13 protein-coding genes and 2 pseudogenes are annotated in these 17007 nt (G+C 64.9%); 12 read left to right on the forward strand and 3 right to left on the reverse strand.

Annotated features, from left to right (window positions below):
- Positions 1-3 precede the first annotated feature (3 nt).
- From F3I44_RS04105 to F3I44_RS04135, 6 genes and pseudogenes are all read left to right on the forward strand, one after another.
- Positions 4-801, forward strand: coding sequence for an SDR family oxidoreductase (locus tag F3I44_RS04105; RefSeq protein ID WP_150012694.1), 798 nt, complete (start codon positions 4-6; stop codon positions 799-801).
- Between the two features lie 223 nt (positions 802-1024).
- Positions 1025-1393, forward strand: a pseudogene (locus F3I44_RS04110) (Arm DNA-binding domain-containing protein); the annotation flags it as partial.
- Between the two features lies 1 nt (position 1394).
- Positions 1395-1529: pseudogene (locus F3I44_RS04115) on the forward strand (chromosome partitioning protein ParB); the annotation flags it as partial.
- On the forward strand, positions 1526-2083 hold the full coding sequence (locus tag F3I44_RS04120; RefSeq protein WP_150012720.1) for a DUF2840 domain-containing protein: 558 nt from the start codon (positions 1526-1528) through the stop codon (positions 2081-2083). The pseudogene F3I44_RS04115 and the gene F3I44_RS04120, both read left to right, overlap by 4 nt.
- Entirely contained in the window at positions 2080-2679 is a 600-nt protein-coding gene (locus F3I44_RS04125) for a S26 family signal peptidase (protein ID WP_150012722.1), read from the forward strand. Before F3I44_RS04120 ends, F3I44_RS04125 begins: the two co-directional genes overlap by 4 nt.
- Before the next feature lie 448 nt (positions 2680-3127).
- Positions 3128-5107, forward strand: a complete 1980-nt coding sequence (locus F3I44_RS04135) for a relaxase/mobilization nuclease and DUF3363 domain-containing protein (protein ID WP_150019302.1) — start codon at positions 3128-3130, stop codon at positions 5105-5107.
- Between the two features lie 64 nt (positions 5108-5171).
- On the opposite strand, the gene F3I44_RS04140 is transcribed toward F3I44_RS04135, so the two are convergent.
- Positions 5172-5756 carry a TetR/AcrR family transcriptional regulator gene (locus F3I44_RS04140; RefSeq protein WP_078515343.1) on the reverse strand — a complete coding sequence of 195 codons (585 nt, stop codon included), beginning with the start codon at positions 5754-5756 and terminating at the stop codon, positions 5172-5174.
- A gap of 84 nt (positions 5757-5840) precedes the next feature.
- On the opposite strand from F3I44_RS04140, the gene F3I44_RS04145 reads away from it, so the two are divergent.
- Entirely contained in the window at positions 5841-6707 is an 867-nt protein-coding gene (locus F3I44_RS04145) for an alpha/beta fold hydrolase (protein WP_223813784.1), read from the forward strand.
- 191 nt (positions 6708-6898) lie between these two features.
- Here F3I44_RS04145 and F3I44_RS04150 read toward each other — a convergent pair whose 3' ends face one another.
- Positions 6899-7201: a ferredoxin family protein gene (locus tag F3I44_RS04150; protein WP_005922708.1), complete on the reverse strand. Its 303-nt coding sequence runs from the start codon at positions 7199-7201 to the stop codon at positions 6899-6901.
- A gap of 226 nt (positions 7202-7427) precedes the next feature.
- Here F3I44_RS04150 and F3I44_RS04155 point away from each other — a divergent pair, with 226 nt between their 5' ends.
- Positions 7428-7934, forward strand: a complete 507-nt coding sequence (locus F3I44_RS04155) for a TetR/AcrR family transcriptional regulator (protein WP_197042340.1) — start codon at positions 7428-7430, stop codon at positions 7932-7934.
- Between the two features lie 130 nt (positions 7935-8064).
- Here F3I44_RS04155 and F3I44_RS04160 read toward each other — a convergent pair whose 3' ends face one another.
- The gene (locus F3I44_RS04160; protein ID WP_223811650.1) at positions 8065-9990 is read right to left on the reverse strand and encodes a triacylglycerol lipase; all 1926 of its coding nucleotides are present in this window, start codon (positions 9988-9990) and stop codon (positions 8065-8067) included.
- Between the two features lie 261 nt (positions 9991-10251).
- Between F3I44_RS04160 and F3I44_RS04165 the strand changes: the two genes are divergently transcribed.
- Genes F3I44_RS04165 through F3I44_RS04180 form a run of 4 tightly spaced genes read left to right on the forward strand, consistent with a single transcriptional unit; the run spans position 10252 to position 16791 of the window.
- The gene (locus F3I44_RS04165; RefSeq protein ID WP_032805134.1) at positions 10252-10842 is read left to right on the forward strand and encodes a TetR/AcrR family transcriptional regulator; all 591 of its coding nucleotides are present in this window, start codon (positions 10252-10254) and stop codon (positions 10840-10842) included.
- Entirely contained in the window at positions 10842-12575 is a 1734-nt protein-coding gene (locus tag F3I44_RS04170) for a TolC family protein (RefSeq protein WP_197042341.1), read from the forward strand. Before F3I44_RS04165 ends, F3I44_RS04170 begins: the two co-directional genes overlap by 1 nt.
- A complete protein-coding gene (locus F3I44_RS04175) occupies positions 12572-13705 on the forward strand; it encodes an efflux RND transporter periplasmic adaptor subunit (RefSeq protein WP_007704425.1) in 1134 nt (377 codons plus the stop codon). The genes F3I44_RS04170 and F3I44_RS04175 overlap by 4 nt, the downstream gene beginning before the upstream one ends.
- Positions 13702-16791, forward strand: coding sequence for an efflux RND transporter permease subunit (locus tag F3I44_RS04180; RefSeq protein ID WP_150012728.1), 3090 nt, complete (start codon positions 13702-13704; stop codon positions 16789-16791). Before F3I44_RS04175 ends, F3I44_RS04180 begins: the two co-directional genes overlap by 4 nt.
- Positions 16792-17007 lie beyond the last annotated feature (216 nt).

A 17007-nucleotide genomic window follows, 5' to 3' on the forward strand; every position in this document is an offset into this window, starting at 1 on the left:
ATTATGAGCCGCGAACAACGTGGAAAAACAGTGGTGATTACCGGTGCCTGTCGCGGCATCGGTGCCGGGATCGCGGCGCGTTTCGCCCGCGACGGGGCCAGGCTGGTGATGGTGTCGAATGCCGATCGGGTTTTTGCCACGGCCGACCAGCTTTCGCAGCAGTACGGCAGTGAGATTCTGGCGCTGCAGGTCGACGTTACGGATGAAGTGGCGGTTCAGCAGCTCTATCAGCAGGCCTTTGAACGCTTTGGTCAGATTGACGTCTCGATACAGAATGCAGGCGTGATCACCATTGACCGCTTCGACACCATGCCGAAAAGCGACTTTGAGCGGATTCTGGCCGTGAACACCACAGCCGTCTGGCTCTGCTGTCGTGAAGCGGCGAAATATATGGTGAAGCAGGGCAGCGGCAGTCTGATTAACACGTCATCGGGGCAGGGACGGCAGGGCTTTATCTACACGCCACACTATGCCGCCAGCAAAATGGGTGTGATAGGCATTACCCAGAGTCTGGCGCTGGAGCTGGCACCGTGGAACATTACGGTCAACGCCTTCTGTCCCGGCATCATTGATAGTGAGATGTGGGATTACAACGATCGCGTCTGGGGCGAGATCCTCAGCAGCGAGGAGAAAACCTACGGCAAAGGTGAGCTGATGGCGGAGTGGGTGAAAAACATTCCGCTGAAGCGTGCCGGTCAGCCGGAGGATGTGGCCGGACTGGTGGCGTTTCTGGCTTCAGACGATGCGCGCTATATCACCGGACAGACTATTAACGTGGATGGTGGCTTAATCTTCTCCTGAAGACGCCAGAGATAACCCCGGGCCTGCTTCACAGCAGGCCTTTTTTTGTTTCACGATGACTCCAGCCCGGCATTTCGCTGGACTACGCCCAAGCCCGCTACAGCAGGTTTATCAAGGACTTAGGCGAGTTCAACATATGCCGGTGCTTTCCGAAACTTGACCCGGCTTCCGGTCGCGTGGCTCCCATGTGGCTCTTGGAAACCGAGGTTTCCGAGGAGTCATCATGGCAAGAATCAAACTCACCAAGTCCGCCGTCGATGCCGCCAAGCCCCAGGCGCAGGCCGTCGAACTCCGGGACACCGTGGTTCCCGGCTTCCTGTGCAAGATCACCCCGGCCGGCCGCAAGGTGTTCATGCTCCAGTACCGCACGAACGCTGGCGAGCGCCGCAAGCCCGCCCTGGGCCAGTACGGGGAACTGACCGTCGAGCAGGCCCGCGTCATGGCGCAGGAGTGGCTGGCCGAGGTTCGCCGGGGCGGCGACCCCAGCGCGGCCAAGAGTGCGGCCCGCAAGGCGCCGACCATGAAGGAGTATTGCAGCACCTTCATGGAGGACTACTCCAAGCAGCGCAACAAGCCCAGCACGCAGCGCGGCGACCCTCGACATCACACCCGCGATGCGTGCTCGCATCAAGGTGTCGGCCTTCACGCGAGGCGTGACCGTGGCCGAGTTGCTGCGCGGCGTGCTGGAACGAGAGTTCCCCGACAACCGCACGGAGAACCTGCCATGAACGCATCCGCTTTGCCTGCCGCTCACGCGGCGACGGCTGCACCGGCTGCTGCGCCGCCGCCTTCACTTTCGACGCCCGCCGGCCAGGCTGGCAGCGTGCCGCTGACTCGCGTATCGCTCGCCTACATCGAACCGCGATTCAAGCTCTACCTGCGCTTCGGCGAGCCGGCGCGCACGCTGCGGCTCGACCGCTGGCGGCACTGCGCAGTGTTCCTGCCGCGTGCAATGTTCTGCCGCGTGCGCTGGGAAGCAAATGACTACGGCACGATCCGCTGGCAACTCATGGTAATGCAAGCCGCCACGCCGCTGGACGACATGCAGCGCATCCCCGGCGTGCGGCCGGGCGCACGCCTGCTGCTGCACGCCGAAGGCGAAAACGCGGTGCGTGCCGTGCTGGAACACATCGACGGTATCGAAGGGCAAGGCATCGCCGCCATCGACGTGTCGCCCGCGTACTGGCGCACGCTGGGCAACCGTCTGGCGGCCCGCCTGGCGCTGCCCGAATACACCGCCGAGCGGCACGCCGCCTGGCTGGCCGGAAGGGCGCTGCCATGACGACCCAATCCAACACCGCATGCACGCACGAAGCCGCGCCGCATCCTCGCTCGCGCCTGCGCGTTCGCATCGTGCTGGCGGGCTTCGCCGCCGTCGGCCTCGCTGCGCTGGCCTGGGCGGCTTTCGTGTCGCCGCTGCCGCGTCTGACCTACAACCCGTCCGACAGCGTGGCGGTCGGCTGGTATCGCGTACAGCCGCTCGACCGCCGGGCGGCCTCGCTGCCACGTCCTTTGTCCGTGGGCAGCATCGTCCTGACCCGATTGCCTGCCGACGCTGCCGCCCTCGCTGCGCAGCGCGGCTACCTGCCGATCCGCGTGCCGCTGCTCAAACGTGTGGGCGCGGTCGCGCTGCAACACGTTTGCATCGTCGCCGGGCAGGTTCGCATCGACGGCGTGCCTGCGGCCGCCGCGCTGCCTGCCGACCGGCTGGGCCGGCCGCTGCCATCCTTGCAGCTTTGCCGCCGCCTCGAACCGGGCGAGCTGTTCCTGTTGAGCGTGACCAATCCGGCGTCGTTCGACAGCCGCTATTTCGGCCCGGTCAGCGCATCCGCCGTGATCGGCGTCGCGCATCCGGTCTGGCTGGAGACACGCCCATGATGGTCGTCGATTCGCTGCACCTTGCCGTGCCTCTCATCGTGCCATCGGGCATGTCGCTCCAGTGGCTGCTGCCGTGTCGTCGCGCGTGCAGCGCGGGCGCATTCGCGCCGCGCCTCGCGCAACATCCGGCGCAGCCGTCCAGCGTGCAGGCGTCTTGCCTCGAACGCGCCCGGCCTGCGGCCATTGGCGCGTTCGCCGGCGGGCTGGCTGCAAGCAGCGCCGCGCCGCCGGGCCGCCGACGCCCGGAGCGACAGCGAGGGGTAAAGGCGGAAGGCAAGACAAAAGGACGCGGCACCGGGCCGCGTCGAAAGCTTGTCTGCACATGGGGGTGGCGCGGCACGGAGCGGCTTCGCCGCCGTGCCGCGTGGGGCGCGAGGGTCGCGCCAATGCAGGCATGTCCGCGTGCTTCGCACGACAGGACTCGCCAGGGCTTGCAGGGAGAACGGCAATGACCGACCGCCGCGACGACGATTTCCGGGTGCGCCCCAGCGCCCCGAAAAACCGGGGCAAGGGCCAGGGGCAGAGCTTCGTTTCCAAGGTGCTCAAGCAGGCCGGCAAAGCCAGCAGCGGCAAGTCGGCGGTGCGCCGTCCTGGGGCGGCCGGCACCGGCCAGCGGCCTGGCTCGCGCCTGGGGCGCGGCCATACGGCGGCGCGCTTTGCCGGGGCGAAGCTAACGCCCATGTCGCGGCGCGTGACCATCAAGACCTTGCTGGTCAATCACCAACGGGCCAGTCCGCAATCGCTCGCCAAGCACCTGCGCTACGTCGAACGCGATGGCGTGGGCCGCGACGGCGAACTGGGCCAAGCCTACGGGCCGCAGACCGACACCGCCGGCCTCGATGCCTTCAAGGAACGCTGCTCCAATGACCGCCACCATTTCCGCTTCATCGTTTCGCCGGAGGACGGGGCTGAACTGGACGACCTGCGCACCTACACCCGGCATCTGGTGGATCGCATGGAAGCCGACCTGGGCACGCGGCTGGATTGGGTGGCGGTCGATCACTGGAACACCGACAACCCGCACACCCACCTGATCGTGCGCGGGCGCGACGACACGGGCAAAGACCTCATCATCGCGGGCGACTACATCGCCCACGGCTTCCGCCATCGGGCCGCCGAGCTAGCGACGGAATGGCTGGGGCCGCGCACCGAACTGGAGATCCAGCAGACTTTGCAGCGCGAAGTGGAGCAAGAGCGGTGGACGAGCATCGACCGCACATTGCAGCGCGAGGTCGGCGACGATGGCCGAGTGCGGATCGAGCGCTTGAACGAACCCCGGCTGCAACGCCAGCGCCTGCTGCTGATCGGCCGCCTGCAACGCTTGCAGCGCCTGGGCCTGGCCGACGAAGTGCAGCCTGGCACCTGGGCCATCCATGCGGATGCGGAGAAGACCTTGCGCGCCCTGGGCGAGCGCGGCGACATCATCCGCACCATGCAGCGGGCGATGAGCGGCCAGCCGCGCGATCTGGCGGTGTTCGAGCCGGGCGACGATGGCCGCACCATCATCGGCCGCGTGGCCGGCAAGGGCTTGGCCGACGAGCTGCACGACCGCGGTTATCTGGTCATCGACGGCGTGGATGGCAAGGCCCACTACGTCGCGTTGAATGCCCGCGACGAGCTGGCGAACTACGCGACCGGAGCCGTGGTGGAGGTACGCGGTGCCGCCGAGATGCGGTCGGCCGACAAGAACATCGCCGCGCTGGCGAGCGATGGTCTGTATCGCCCCGATCATCACCTGGTGATCGAGCGAGGCCGAGCCAAGCCCGGCCGCGACCCGCAGGAGGTCGTCGCGGCCCACGTTCGCCGGCTGGAATCCCTGCGCCGGGTCTGCATTGTGGAACGTGTGGCGGACGGACTATGGAAGGTGCCGGACGATCTGGCGGAGCGTGGCCGCCAGTACGACGCGCAACGGCTGGGCGGCGTGGCTGTGGAGCTGAAATCGCATCTGTCGATCGAGCGGCAGGCGCGGGTAATCGGCGCGACCTGGCTGGATCAGCAATTGATCGGCGGCGGCAAGGGGCTGGGCGACCTGGGCTTTGGTGGCGATGCCAAGCAAGCCTTGCAGCAGCGCGCCGACTTCCTCGAAGAAGAGGGGCTGGCCCAGCGGCGCGGGCAGCGGGTGATTGTCACCCGGAATCTGCTGGAAACGTTGCGCAATCGGGAGCTGGCGCAGGCAGCGAAGGACATTGCCGCCGACACCGGCCTGACGCATCGCTCCGTCACGGACGGGGAGCGCGTGGCCGGCATCTACCGGCGCTCCGTCATGCTCGCCAGCGGGCGCTACGCGATGCTTGATGACGGCAAGGAATTCAGCTTGGTGCCGTGGCGGTCGGTGATCGAACAGCGGCTGGGGCAGCAGATCGCCGCGACAGTGCGCGGCGGTGGCGCGTTGTGGGAGATTGGCCGGCAGCGCGGGCCTGAACTCTGATAGCGCACATCATCTTCAGCATGTTGCAAGATCGTCAAGGCTAGGTGCGAATTACTTCACGAAATCAACATGAGCCTTTTGGCTGCACCAAGATTTCCAACTGCCGTGCCACATCATCGAATGGCGCGACGCTGCGCTCCGCGCGGCATAGCACGATCGCACCTTCAATACTGGCGACGATGAGAGTGGCCAATTGGGATGCATTAACGGACGTGTGTCCGTGAGATTGCAGTGATGCAGACAGTATCGCCTTCCACTGGCCAAACGTCAGCGCAGCTGCCTCCAGTGCTTCTACCGCTTCACCCTCAATCGGTTGTTCGACCGCTGCGGCCATGACCGGGCAACCCTGGCGAAAATCAGAGCGCAGCAGGATATCGCGCCACAAACCCAAAAACGCACGCAACCCCGGCCGGAGCCCTTCGCGTAAATGACCTTCCAACTGCCGCTGCACTCGCGCACCGGCCTGCAACACCGCCTCAGAAATCACCTGCTGCTTGCCGCCCGGAAAGTAGTGGTAGGTCGAGCCGAAGGGCGCCTGGGCACGCTTGGCCATCTCCCGGATGCTGGTCGCGTTCAAGCCGTGCCGGGCCAGCATCTCGGCGGCTACGGCAACGACACGCTGGCGGCCGCCGGTTTGACGAGGACTCATGACAACACCCTTGCTAAGACAGTCGTCATAGTCTAGCCTCGCGAATTCTAATATGACAGTCGTCATAGATAGCGTGAAATGGCCGTGACCTTGAACCTGATTGAACTGACCGCCGCCGATGGCTACGTACTTGGCGCCACTCGGTATGTGCCAGACGTCCCGCCCCATGCATGTCTGGTCGTAGCCGGCGCCACCGCCGTACCCCAAGGCTTCTACAAGCGCTTCGCCGAATTCGCTACTTCCCGGGGCTTTGAGGTCCTGACCTTCGACTATCGGGGGATCGGCCGCTCGCATCCCGGATCACTGAAGAACTTCCGCATGGATTTGTTGGACTGGGGACGACTCGATCTGGCGGCAGCGGTCGATGCTATGGCCCATCCGCAGGTGCCGCTATTCATCGTCGGGCACTCATTTGGCGGCCATGCCTTCGGGTTGCTCCCCAACCACCAGAAAGTTGCAGGCTTTTATGTATTTGGTACTGGGGCGGGCTGGCATGGCTACATGCCGATGGGTGAACGCGTGCGCGTACTGGCGATGTGGCACCTCGTTCTTCCGGTCCTGACGTGGTGGAAGGGGTACTGCCCTTGGAAGATGCTGGGCATGGGTGAGGATCTTCCCGTCGATGTCTACCGCCAGTGGCGGCACTGGTGCCGCTTTCCCCGTTATTTTTTCGACGACCCTGCCATGTCTGGCATCGAAAGTAATTTCGCCGACGTGCGCACGCCTATCGTGGCTGCCAATGCGCTTGATGACCGGTGGGCGATGCCAGCCTCGCGGGATGCCTTTGTGGAGGCTTATCGCAATGCACCATTAACGTGCAAGGACCTAAATCCTTCCCAATCCGGCGGCGCGCTCGGACATATGGGCTATTTCCGCCAATCAGCGACATCGCACTGGGAAGACGCGCTGGAATGGTTTACGGGTCTGTCCCACAGGGCCGAACGGAGATGAACACAGCGCCACACTGACGCTCCTCGCTTCGCTGACCACTTTCGGTAGCAATGCCCTGCTCTAAGCGGCACATCTGCCGCTCTTCGAGCGGCGCTCAGATCCCCATCTGGATCAGCGGGGGCACAATTAGCGGACCTTTTTGCTAAGGCGCTTGCCATAAGAAATATAGGAGCAGAGCACGTTACAGCAGTTCAAGCTCGCTCAAGTTTGATTGCGCGCTCTGGGCAGGCAGTGACGCATAGGCCACATGCCTCACATGCACTGGCATTCGGCATGAAGGCCTGCTTCCAACCGTGAGCAAAGCCCTTCACCTTGCCAATCCAGGAGAGGCCGTCTCGATCGGACTTGGGAAGGACACCGAGCACGAACACGTCTTTCGGACAGGCGCTGACGCAGTCGCCTTTTCCCTCGCAGCGGTTGCGATCGATGACCGGCACGAACTTGCCTGGCGGATGCTTACACGGCTCAGCCGCGGCTTTCAGTGTTTTTTCCATAGGTCCTTTCTCTGGGTTATGGTTTACCCAGCGGCGCGTCGAAGAGCGGTGCTAGGACCAATTTTACTTAATTCTGGCACAAAGTGCCAGTTGGCGCATTGTGCTTTAATGGCACTCAATGCCATAAAGCAGAGCGATTTGGATGACAGAGAAGAACCCCAGCCTTCGTGAAAGGCACAAACAAAGCACTCGAACAGACTTGTCCAACTTCGGACTGGAACTGTTCTTGAAACAAGGCTTCGCAAGTACCACCATCGAGCAGATCGTCGAGCCCCTGGGCATCGCGCGACGCACCTTCTTTCGGTACTTCAAGACCAAGGAGGAACTTGTTTTTGCGTGGCACGCAGAGAAGACGGTTGAATTGGTCGAGGTGTTGAAGGGCAGGCCCGCGAAGGAGCGTCCCCTGGAAGCGGTTTGCGAAACCATGGCGACGACCCTCATGCGCTACGACGCGAATCCAGACCTCGCCTTTGCTTTGGTACGCCTTCTGAAAGAAACTCCGGCCTTGCTCGCCAAGGAATGCGAAAAGCGGATGGACCGGGAATTGGCGCTTGCTGCTGCATTGGTGGAGCGAGAAGGCGAGCAGAAGCTGAGCCTCCTTAAAGCGCGCATCATCGTTGGCGCGGTCACGTCGGCGTGGATGGCAGCGCTGGATGAGTGGTATGCCGACGGCGGGCAGGCAAACCTGCGGCCCATCATGGCAAGCGCGTTCGCACTGGTTCACGAGCTGTGATCATCACCCCGGGCGACGCGCCGCATTGCCATTGACCGTGGACCACTGCCTTGGAGCATGCATGTGCTCCGAAGGCGGCGCTTTCCAAGCCGGCTGTTTGGTGTCGTGCAGAAGGCGTTTGCGTTTCCTGTCAACAGCCCTCGCAGCGGAGATCGGCTGCGGCCGACAGGAGATGCTCCAGCAGGATGCGGCGTATCTCCAATATCGCCTCTGGCGTTTCTTGCACGCTGTGCCATGACGTGATGACCCTTTCGGACAACGCGCCTTCCAGGTGCGCACTGGCATAGGGCACCACGCCGTCGCTGGACTGCGCCAGTACCTCCTCGGGGCGTTCGCGGCCAATGATGGAGTGGTAGCGCACCCTCGGGCTGATCTGCAATTGCGCAGCCGCACGCACGAATGGGTCACGATCGCTAAGGTTGTCGATGCTGTTCGGGATGTGCAGCGGTTCGCGGCCCTGACTCTGGGGAGACAGCCGGGCCAGCCGTCGCGTCAGATCGCCCGCCTGCTCCAGCATGGCCAGAGGCAAGGTGACGAGATTGGCGGCGTGGCGTGCTAGCCGGTTCTCGGCGAAGGGCGTGCCGCGGTGCGGTGCGGCAATAAAAACGGCGCGTGTGACCTGCGGCATCGGCCGAAACTCCACATATGCGGTCAGATCGCGCTGGAGTTCCGGGTCCGATGCCATGCGCGTTTTCGCTCCCGAAGGTAACAACGGCCACATCGCCTGACCGGCATCGGACATTAACAGCCGCGACAGCACGCCACCCATGCTATGGCCGACCAGCACCATGTCGCGTGAGGCGCGGGCCGTGCCCTGGGGGTCGAAGTGGGCCAGTGTCTGTGTCAGCGCCTGCTCGATGGCGTGCCGGTTCAGGGCCAGGGGGGCATTCGTTGGGTAATAGACCTGCCAGATCTGATAGTGCTGGCGCAGCGTCTCGTCGCCCAGCACCTCGTTGGCCACATTGACCCATGCTTCCGGGCTGCTCGCCAGTCCGTGCAGCATGACGACGATCCCCCGTTCCGGGTCATAGGGCTGCATCAACTGGATTTGCGGCCGCACGATGCCGTCGCTCATGCCGAACAGGGTACGCAGCGCTTGTGTGGCGAAGCCGGAGCGCGCGAGCCAAAGGCCATAACCGGCAGTGAAGTTGGCCGCGAGCGGAGCCTGTACCCCGGCCGTGTCGATCTGCTTCGCGCGGTAAGGATCGTAGAGGCGAATATCCACGCGGCGGGTGCCCAGCACCTCTTGCAGGTTCCGGCCCTCGAAGGTGATCAGCGCAGTGATCGCGGGATACCGCATCTCGGTATAAGGCACCGGGGGACTGGTTGGTAGCGGCGGGAGGACCGCCACCAGCGGGGCGCCGAAGCCGTCGCGCCGATAGGTGTTGCGCAGGCCGGAGAAGCGCAGCGAGGAAGCGGTCACCAGCGCCTCTGGCAGCGCCGCACCCTGCGTGCGTGCAAACCCCTCGACGTGGCTGCTTAGACGCCACTGTCCAAGATGGAGGACAGAAGCCCCGGTGTTGCGGGTGGCGGCAACCCGCTCGCGCCAGCGGGCGTTGAACAGGCGTGTCACGGTCTGCTCGACGGCGTAGTTGTAGTAGTCGCGCACTTGGGTCTGGCGGTCCTCGAACGCGCGTTCTCCGGGGCGCCGCTCGGTGAAAAACAGGTAGGCCCAGGCGTGCCGCGCTGCTTCAAGCCACGCGTCCAGCGCCGGGGCTTGCCGGGTCGAGCTGGCAGGCGCCTGGTCGGCCGCGAGTGCCGCTTCCAGCCACAGTTCGGACAGCGCGGACTGGCGCTGCTCCTCGGTGATGCCGCTCGCCTGCGCCAGGGTCTGTCGGCAGGCCTCCTGGCGTTCACGGCAGTCGTCGATGCCGACCACGCGCAGCACCTCCTGCGCGGCCGTGCTCAGCCGGCCCGTGGTGAGCACGTCGCCACGTCGCTCAGCCAGGTACTCCTTGGGTGAGATGGATGAAACGGACACCACCGCGCAGCCTGGCAGCAGCGCGACGAGCAGTACCCACAGCAGTATGTGAAACGGGGGCCGAAGGCGACTCATGAAGCCGCCTCCTGCATATCGGAAAGGTCGGAGCGCGCGGCTCGGCAGCCGAGAGGGTCGGCGTTGGTGGCCTGCGCGCGACCGGGTTCGCACGGCTCAACCGTGGCTCGGGATACGTCTTCCATAGCGCTTCTCTCCCCTGAAGCCAATGAAACGCCGACAGGGGCGGTTCAGCCAAAACTTCAGTCATTGTGACACAAAGTGCCAATTGGCGCATAATGCAGTATTGGCACCAAGTGCCAGTTAAGGCAGAATGCACCCATGACACAGAAAAACCCTGGCCTTCGCGAAAGACACAAGGAGAGCACCCGCAGGGAGTTGTCCAACCTCGGGCTCGCGCTGTTTCTGAAGCAAGGCTTCACCCACACCACCATCGAGCAGATCGTCGACCCTCTGGGCATCGCGCGGCGCACCTTCTTTCGCTACTTCAAGACCAAAGAGGATCTGGTCTTTGCCTGGCATGAAGAAAAGACCGTTCAGTTGGCCGACGAGTTGAGGGGCAGGCCCGCCGAGGAGCGCCCCTTGGATGCGGTCTGCGAAACGCTGGGGACGGTGCTCAAACTCTATGACGCCAATCCCGACATGGCTTTTGCTCTGGTGCGCCTCCTGAAGGAAGCACCGCCCTTGCTCGCGAAGGAGTGCGAGAAGCGGATGGAGCGAGAAGTGGTGCTTGCCGCCGTGCTGGTGGAGCGATACGGCGAACGGGGCCTGAGCCTGCTGGAGGCGCGCATCATCGTGGGCGCGGCGACGTCAGCATGGACGGCCGCCCTGGATGAATGGTACGCCGACGGTGGGCAGGCAAATCTGCGGCCGATCATGGCAAGAGCGTTCTCACTGGTGCGCGAGCTGTGATGGCGACGCTGCACGATCTGACGCATCGCCAAGGTCACCCTGGACCGCGGCTTGGGGCGTGCGTGATGGCCGCAGCGCTTTGCGTCGGTGGCTGCGCGACGCAGCCGCCTTATGCGACGCCACACGTCGATGTGCCGACGGCTTGGGCGAACGCCAAGGCAGGTACGCCAGTCGGTGGCGCCGAGTTGCGCGAGGACTGGTGGACGCATCTGGGCGATCCCGCCATCGACACCCTCGTCGCCTCGGCGTTGATCGACAACCCCACGCTTGCACAAGCAGCCGCACGTGTCGATGAAGCGCGTGCGGGGCTGGGAGCGAGCCGTGCCCGGCGCGCTCCCCAGCTTGGTGGCAACGGATCGCTGTCGCGCGGCAAGTCGCAGGGCCAGACGGGCGGCGCCGAGACAATCAACGCCACTACGGGTTCTTTGGGCGGCAGCCTTGCTTGGGAGCTTGATCTTTGGGGCCGTGCCCGTGCGACGGAAGACGCGGCCCGCAGCCGGCTCGACGCGCGCAACGCGGACGCCGATGACGCCCGGCTGTCCCTGGCCGCGCAGATCGCCGACGGCGTCGTGGCCCTGCGCGCCTGCAACTATTCCCTCGCGATTCGCGGCCAGGACATCGCCTCGCGTGAAACCGAGCTTTCGCTGATCCGTCAGCGCCTCGCGGTTGGCAATGTCGCGCCCGTGGAAGAAGCCAGCGCACTGAGCAATCTTGCCGCCGCGAGAACCAATCGCTTCAGCCAGGAAGAGGCCTGCACGACCCTGGTGGACGCGCTTGTCGCCCTTAGCGGCCGGGAGGCCGCGACGGTACGGCAGCTTGCGATGCAGCCGCCGCTTGTATCGCCCAGCGGTGACTCGTCGCAAGCCGCAGCCATCAGCCGCCCGGCTGGTCCCGCGGCCACCGCCTCCCTCGCGCCCTCGTCGCGCCTGGACCTTCAGGCCATTGTCCACCTCCAGCACGGCGAGGCTCGGCGCCTCGCGATGTCATCTCCCTCCGTGCCGCCCAGTAGTGATTCGTCGGCATCCGTTGCAGTCGAACATCTCGATGATCCCGCGGCCATCGTACCCATCGCGCCGTCATCCCGACTGGATCTGCCGGCAACCGTTCTTCTCCAGCATCCTGCGGTCCGGTCAGCCGAGCGGGAACTCGCCGCCACATATGCCGAGATCGGTGTTGCCCGTGCCGAGCGTCTGCCGCGTGTTGATCTGTCTGCGCTCCTGACGGGCCAGTGGATTCGCGCACTGGGGTCCACGGTCAATTTCGATACCTGGTCCGCCGGCGCCGCGGTGTCCGTGCCCATCTTCGATGCGGGGCTGGGGGCGGCCAACGTCGATGTCGCCGAAGCGCGGTATCGCGCGGCCCTGGCGACCTTGGCAGACACCCTGCGTACAGCGACCCGTGATGTCGAGGACGCTCTGGCTGCGCTGTCGTCGGCGCAGCAGCGCGTGGGCACGTCCCGACAGGCTACCGATGCAGCTCGCATTGCTTTGCAAGCCAACGAAGCCCGATATCGCGCCGGCGCCATCAGCCTGTTCGAGCTGGAAGGCTCGCGACGGCAGTTCAACAGCGCGCAAGAGAGCGCCATTTCGGCTGCTTCCGATCGCGCTCGATCCTGGGTTTCCCTCGTGCGCGCCGCAGGGAATCCGCCGCTGTCGGCGGCGGCACCGGAGCCGCCGGTGACCCGAAAGACGACCGATACCCCTATCGCCCGCAACGAAAGTATTCGCAGATGAGCCCAGAACAAGAGCACCCCCGCAATTCGCCCACTCCTGGTCACCTGCGCAGGAACCGGGTCGCGTATGCCATCGGGGCCATCGCCGTCGTTGCGGCGGCGCTGGCGCTCGTCTTCGTGCAGCGCGATCGGAGCCCGGCCGAAGTTACTCCCGCCGCCACGCCAGCGCTCACCGTGACAAGCGCCGCGCCACGCGAGGTGTCTTGGCCGCTGCAAATCAAAGCCACCGGCGCGATTGCCGCATGGGAAGAAGCCAGCATCGGCTCGCAGATCGGCGGCTACCAACTCATCGACGTTCGCGTCAACGTCGGGGACGTTGTGAAAAAGGGCCAGGTGATCGCCCGTTTCGATCGCGCGCTGTTGGAGGCGGAACACGCGCAACTGAAGGCGAATGCCGATCAAGCGGCCGCCAACCGCCAGCGCGGTCTGGCGTTGCAGCGTAGCAGCGCCATGAGCGATCAGGACGTGCTGCAGCTCGTGACCCAATCCAAGACCGCCGATGCCTTGCTCGCGGCCAATGCGCTACGGCTGCGCTACACCGACGTCAGGGCGCCCGATGATGGTGTCATCAGCGCCAGAACGGCGACCCTTGGCACCGTCGTCCCGGTGGGCCAGGAATTGTTCCGGATGATTCGCCAGGGGCGCCTGGAATGGCGTGGCGAGCTGACGGCGGGACAACTGGCCCAAGTAAAGATCGGCCAGGAAGTCACGCTTGAACTTCCCGACGGCAACACCGCGACGGCGACCGTTCGACAGACTTCGCCCGTGCTGGACAGCGCCTCGCGCCTGGCCATCGTCTATGCCGACCTCCGACCAGGTAGCTCGGCCCGGGCTGGCATGTACGCCAGCGGCAGCCTTGGGCTGGGGAGCGGCGCGGCGCTGGTCGTGCCCGCCGAGAGCGTCGTCATTCGCGATGGGCGCAGCCATGTGCTCGCGTTGGCCGACGCCAGCGCAACGCCCCGGGTGTCGCTGCGAAGCGTCACTGTCGGCCGGCGCAATGGCCGGGAGGTCGAGATCACCGACGGGCTTGGCAAAGATGAACACGTCGTCGTCCAGGGCGCAGGGTTCCTCAAGGACCGTGATCTGGTGCGCATCTCCCAAGGCCGTCCGGCAGGAGCGGCCAAGCCATGAACTTCGCCACCTGGTCCATTCGCAATCCCATACCCTCGATCCTGCTGTTCGCGCTGCTGGCGCTCGCCGGATTGTGGGGATTCCAGAAGCTGCCCACGCAGGACTTGCCCGACCTCGATCTGCCGATGGTTACGGTAGCGTTGTCGCAGCCGGGGGCGGCCCCCGCTCAACTCGAAACGGAGGTCGCACGCAAGGTCGAGGACGCGCTCGCGACCTTGAGCGGGCTGAACCATCTGACCACATCAGTCACGGATGGCTTGGTGTCGATCCAGGTGCAATTCGTACTGGAAAAGAATCTGTCGGACGCGCTGATCGAGACCAAGAACGCGGTGGACGGCATTCGCTCCGACCTCCCGCCTGATCTGCTGCAACCGACGGTCAGCGCGTCCAACAGCGTCGGTGCTCCGGTGCTCACCTATGCCATCGCTTCCTCCCGTCTCAGCGAGGAGCAGCTTTCCTGGTTCGTGGACGATACAGTCGCCAAGACCGTGCTCGGCGTGTCCGGTGTTGGCCGGTTCGAGCGGCTTGGCGGCATCGAACGCGAGGTTCGGATCGAGGTCGATCCGCTGCGCATGTCTGCCCTTGGCATCACCGCGGCGGATGTCTCCCGAGCGTTGCGCCAGGTACAGCAGCAGTCCTCGGGTGGCCGCGGACAGCTCGGCGGCGAGGAGCAGTCGGTTCGCACGATCGCCACGGTTCGCCAAGCATCGGAGCTTGCGGGCCTGCGGATCTCGCTGTCGAACGGCACGAGCTTCAGGCTGGACCAGATCGCGACCATAATCGATGGTCAGGCTGATCCCACGCACGCGGCCTTGCTCGATGGCAAGCACGTGGTCGGCTTCAGCGTGTATCGCGCCAGGGGCTTTGACGAAGTGCGGCTGGCCGAGGGCGTTCGCGAGGCCCTGGCCGGCCTCCAGCAGGCCGATCCGGCGCTCAGCCTGACGGAGATTTCTGGGTCGGTCGGCCAGACGCTGGAGCAGTACGAAGGTTCGATGGCGATGCTCTACGAAGGCGCCATCCTGGCGATGATCGTCGTCTGGCTCTTCCTGCGCGACTGGCGCGCGACACTGATCGCCTCGACCGCGCTACCGCTGTCCATCCTGCCCGCGTTCGCGGCCATGGCCTGGCTGGGCTTCACGCTCAACACCGTCACGCTGCTGGCGCTTGCGGTGGTCGTGGGCATCCTGGTCGATGACGCCATCGTCGAGATCGAGAACATCGAGCGCCACCGGCACATGGGCAAATCGATCCGGAAGGCAGCAGAGGATGCCGTGACCGAGATCGCCCTGGCCGTCATGGCGACCACCATGAGCTTGGTGGTCGTCTTCCTGCCGACCGCCATGATGAGCGGCATTGGCGGCTTGGTCTTCAAGCAGTTCGGCTGGACCGCCGTGATCGCCGTGCTCGCGTCGCTGCTCGTCGCGCGCTTGCTCACGCCAATGATGGCAGCCTACCTGCTCAAGCCCGAACCGATTCCCGAGAAAGAAGATGGCCGGGTCATGCGCTGGTACATGGCAACGGCGCGCTGGTGCCTGAAGCACCGCAAGACCACCTTGGGCGGCGCGGTCATCTTTCTGGCCGCTTCGCTCGCCCTTGTACCCTTCATCGAGACGGGCTTCATCCCGGCCTCCGACAGTGGCACGACGACCGTGAGCATCGAGTTGCCGCCGGCCAGTTCGATGGCGGACACATTGGCGGTTGCCGAGTCTGCGCGCAAGGCCGTCAGCGATGTGGATGGCATCGCCCACGTCTTCGCCACGGTGGGCACTGCGCAGAGTGCCGGGCCAGGAGGCACGCGTGCTGGCGAGGTTCGGCGGGCGTCGCTCACGCTCACGATGGGGCCGCGTGGCGATCGGCCATCGCAGCAGGTCATTGAGAAAGCTGTGCGAGAGCGCCTGTTCAACGTTGCAGGCGCGCGCTTCGCTGTTGGTGGTGGAGGGCCGGGGGAGAAACTTTCGATCATCCTCGCCAGCGACAATGCCGAGGTGCTCAAGGCGAGCGCAGAGGCAGTGGAATCCGAACTGCGCGACGTCAAGGGCCTCACGGGCATCGCCTCCACCGCAAGCCTGGAACGTCCCGAGATCATCATCCGCCCCGACCCGGAACGCGCGGCCGAGCGTGGCGTGACGACCGCAGCGATCGGCGACGTGGTACGGGTGGCGACGAGCGGCGATTTCGATTCGCAGGTCGCGCGCCTGAACCTGGACAACCGGCAGGTCTATATCCGTGCGCGCATTCCCGATGCAGCACGGCAGGACATTGACACGATCGGCAACATGCGCGTACCGGGCCGCGACGGGCCGGTGCCGCTTGCCAGCGTTGCCAGTCTGTCCGTGGAGAGTGGTCCTGCGCAGATCGACCGCCACGACCGCCTTCGCAACGTCACCATTTCGGCTGACCTGGGGGGCACCGCACTTGGAACGGCGCAAGCAGCAGCCGCCAACCTGCCTTCGATTAAGTTCCTGCCATCCAGCGTGAAGGTGGTCGAGGCCGGCGATGCAGAGATCGTTGCCGAACTCGGCGCGGGCTTCGGTATGGCGCTCGTGGTTGGTGTCCTGTGCATCTACTGCGTGCTGGTGCTGCTGTTTAGGGACTTTCTTCAGCCGATCACCATTCTCTCGGCCATACCGCTGTCCATCGGCGGCGCGTTTCTCGCGCTGCTGGTCACGCGCAGCCAGTTGAGCGTGCCTTCAATGATCGGGCTGGTCATGCTGATGGGGATCGTCACTAAGAACTCCATTCTGCTCGTCGAGTACGCGGTCATCGGCATGCGCGATCGCGGCTTGTCTGTTCACGATGCCTTGCTGGACGCGTGCCACAAGCGAGCGCGCCCCATCGTGATGACCACCATCGCGATGATCGCCGGCATGTTGCCCATCGCGCTGGGGCTTGGCGCGGATTCGAGCTTCCGCCGGCCCATGGCCATGGCGGTGATCGGCGGCCTGATCACATCGACCGCATTGAGCTTGCTCGTCGTGCCTACCGTGTTCCTGTACGTGGACAAGTTCGAGAAATGGCTGGCATCGCTCGGATTCTTTCGACACACCGAGCGCGCCACCGCCGGCGAGGGGGCGCTTGAACGATGACACAGCAGCCTTCGCCACGATGCGGCACTCCCGCAGCGCGTCCGTCGCCTCCCTTCATGGCGAGCAGCGTGTGGCCGGACTGGTGCGAGACGACGTCGGGTCGTCAAAACGAGATGGAAGTCAGGCAGACGGTGAAGTGCGGCCGTCTGCCGACGGTCCGCGAGCCTATCGGCGCAGTTCGATGGCGCGGTCCGCCAGCAGCCGATCCCCTGCATG

The organism is Pantoea sp. F_5, from assembly GCF_008631595.1.
Lineage (GTDB): Bacteria > Pseudomonadota > Gammaproteobacteria > Enterobacterales > Enterobacteriaceae > Pantoea > Pantoea gossypiicola.

Bases quoted from the DNA above. Each gene is read 5' to 3' on its own strand.
- F3I44_RS04105 (WP_150012694.1), top strand. From the start codon at position 4: ATGAGCCGCGAACAACGTGGAAAAACAGTGGTGATTACCGGTGCCTGT.
- F3I44_RS04120 (WP_150012720.1), top strand. From the start codon at position 1,526: ATGAACGCATCCGCTTTGCCTGCCGCTCACGCGGCGACGGCTGCACCG.
- F3I44_RS04125 (WP_150012722.1), top strand. From the start codon at position 2,080: ATGACGACCCAATCCAACACCGCATGCACGCACGAAGCCGCGCCGCAT.
- F3I44_RS04135 (WP_150019302.1), top strand. From the start codon at position 3,128: ATGACCGACCGCCGCGACGACGATTTCCGGGTGCGCCCCAGCGCCCCG.
- F3I44_RS04140 (WP_078515343.1), bottom strand. From the start codon at position 5,756: ATGAGTCCTCGTCAAACCGGCGGCCGCCAGCGTGTCGTTGCCGTAGCC.
- F3I44_RS04150 (WP_005922708.1), bottom strand. From the start codon at position 7,201: ATGGAAAAAACACTGAAAGCCGCGGCTGAGCCGTGTAAGCATCCGCCA.
- F3I44_RS04160 (WP_223811650.1), bottom strand. From the start codon at position 9,990: ATGAGTCGCCTTCGGCCCCCGTTTCACATACTGCTGTGGGTACTGCTC.
- F3I44_RS04165 (WP_032805134.1), top strand. From the start codon at position 10,252: ATGACACAGAAAAACCCTGGCCTTCGCGAAAGACACAAGGAGAGCACC.
- F3I44_RS04170 (WP_197042341.1), top strand. From the start codon at position 10,842: ATGGCGACGCTGCACGATCTGACGCATCGCCAAGGTCACCCTGGACCG.
- F3I44_RS04175 (WP_007704425.1), top strand. From the start codon at position 12,572: ATGAGCCCAGAACAAGAGCACCCCCGCAATTCGCCCACTCCTGGTCAC.
- F3I44_RS04180 (WP_150012728.1), top strand. From the start codon at position 13,702: ATGAACTTCGCCACCTGGTCCATTCGCAATCCCATACCCTCGATCCTG.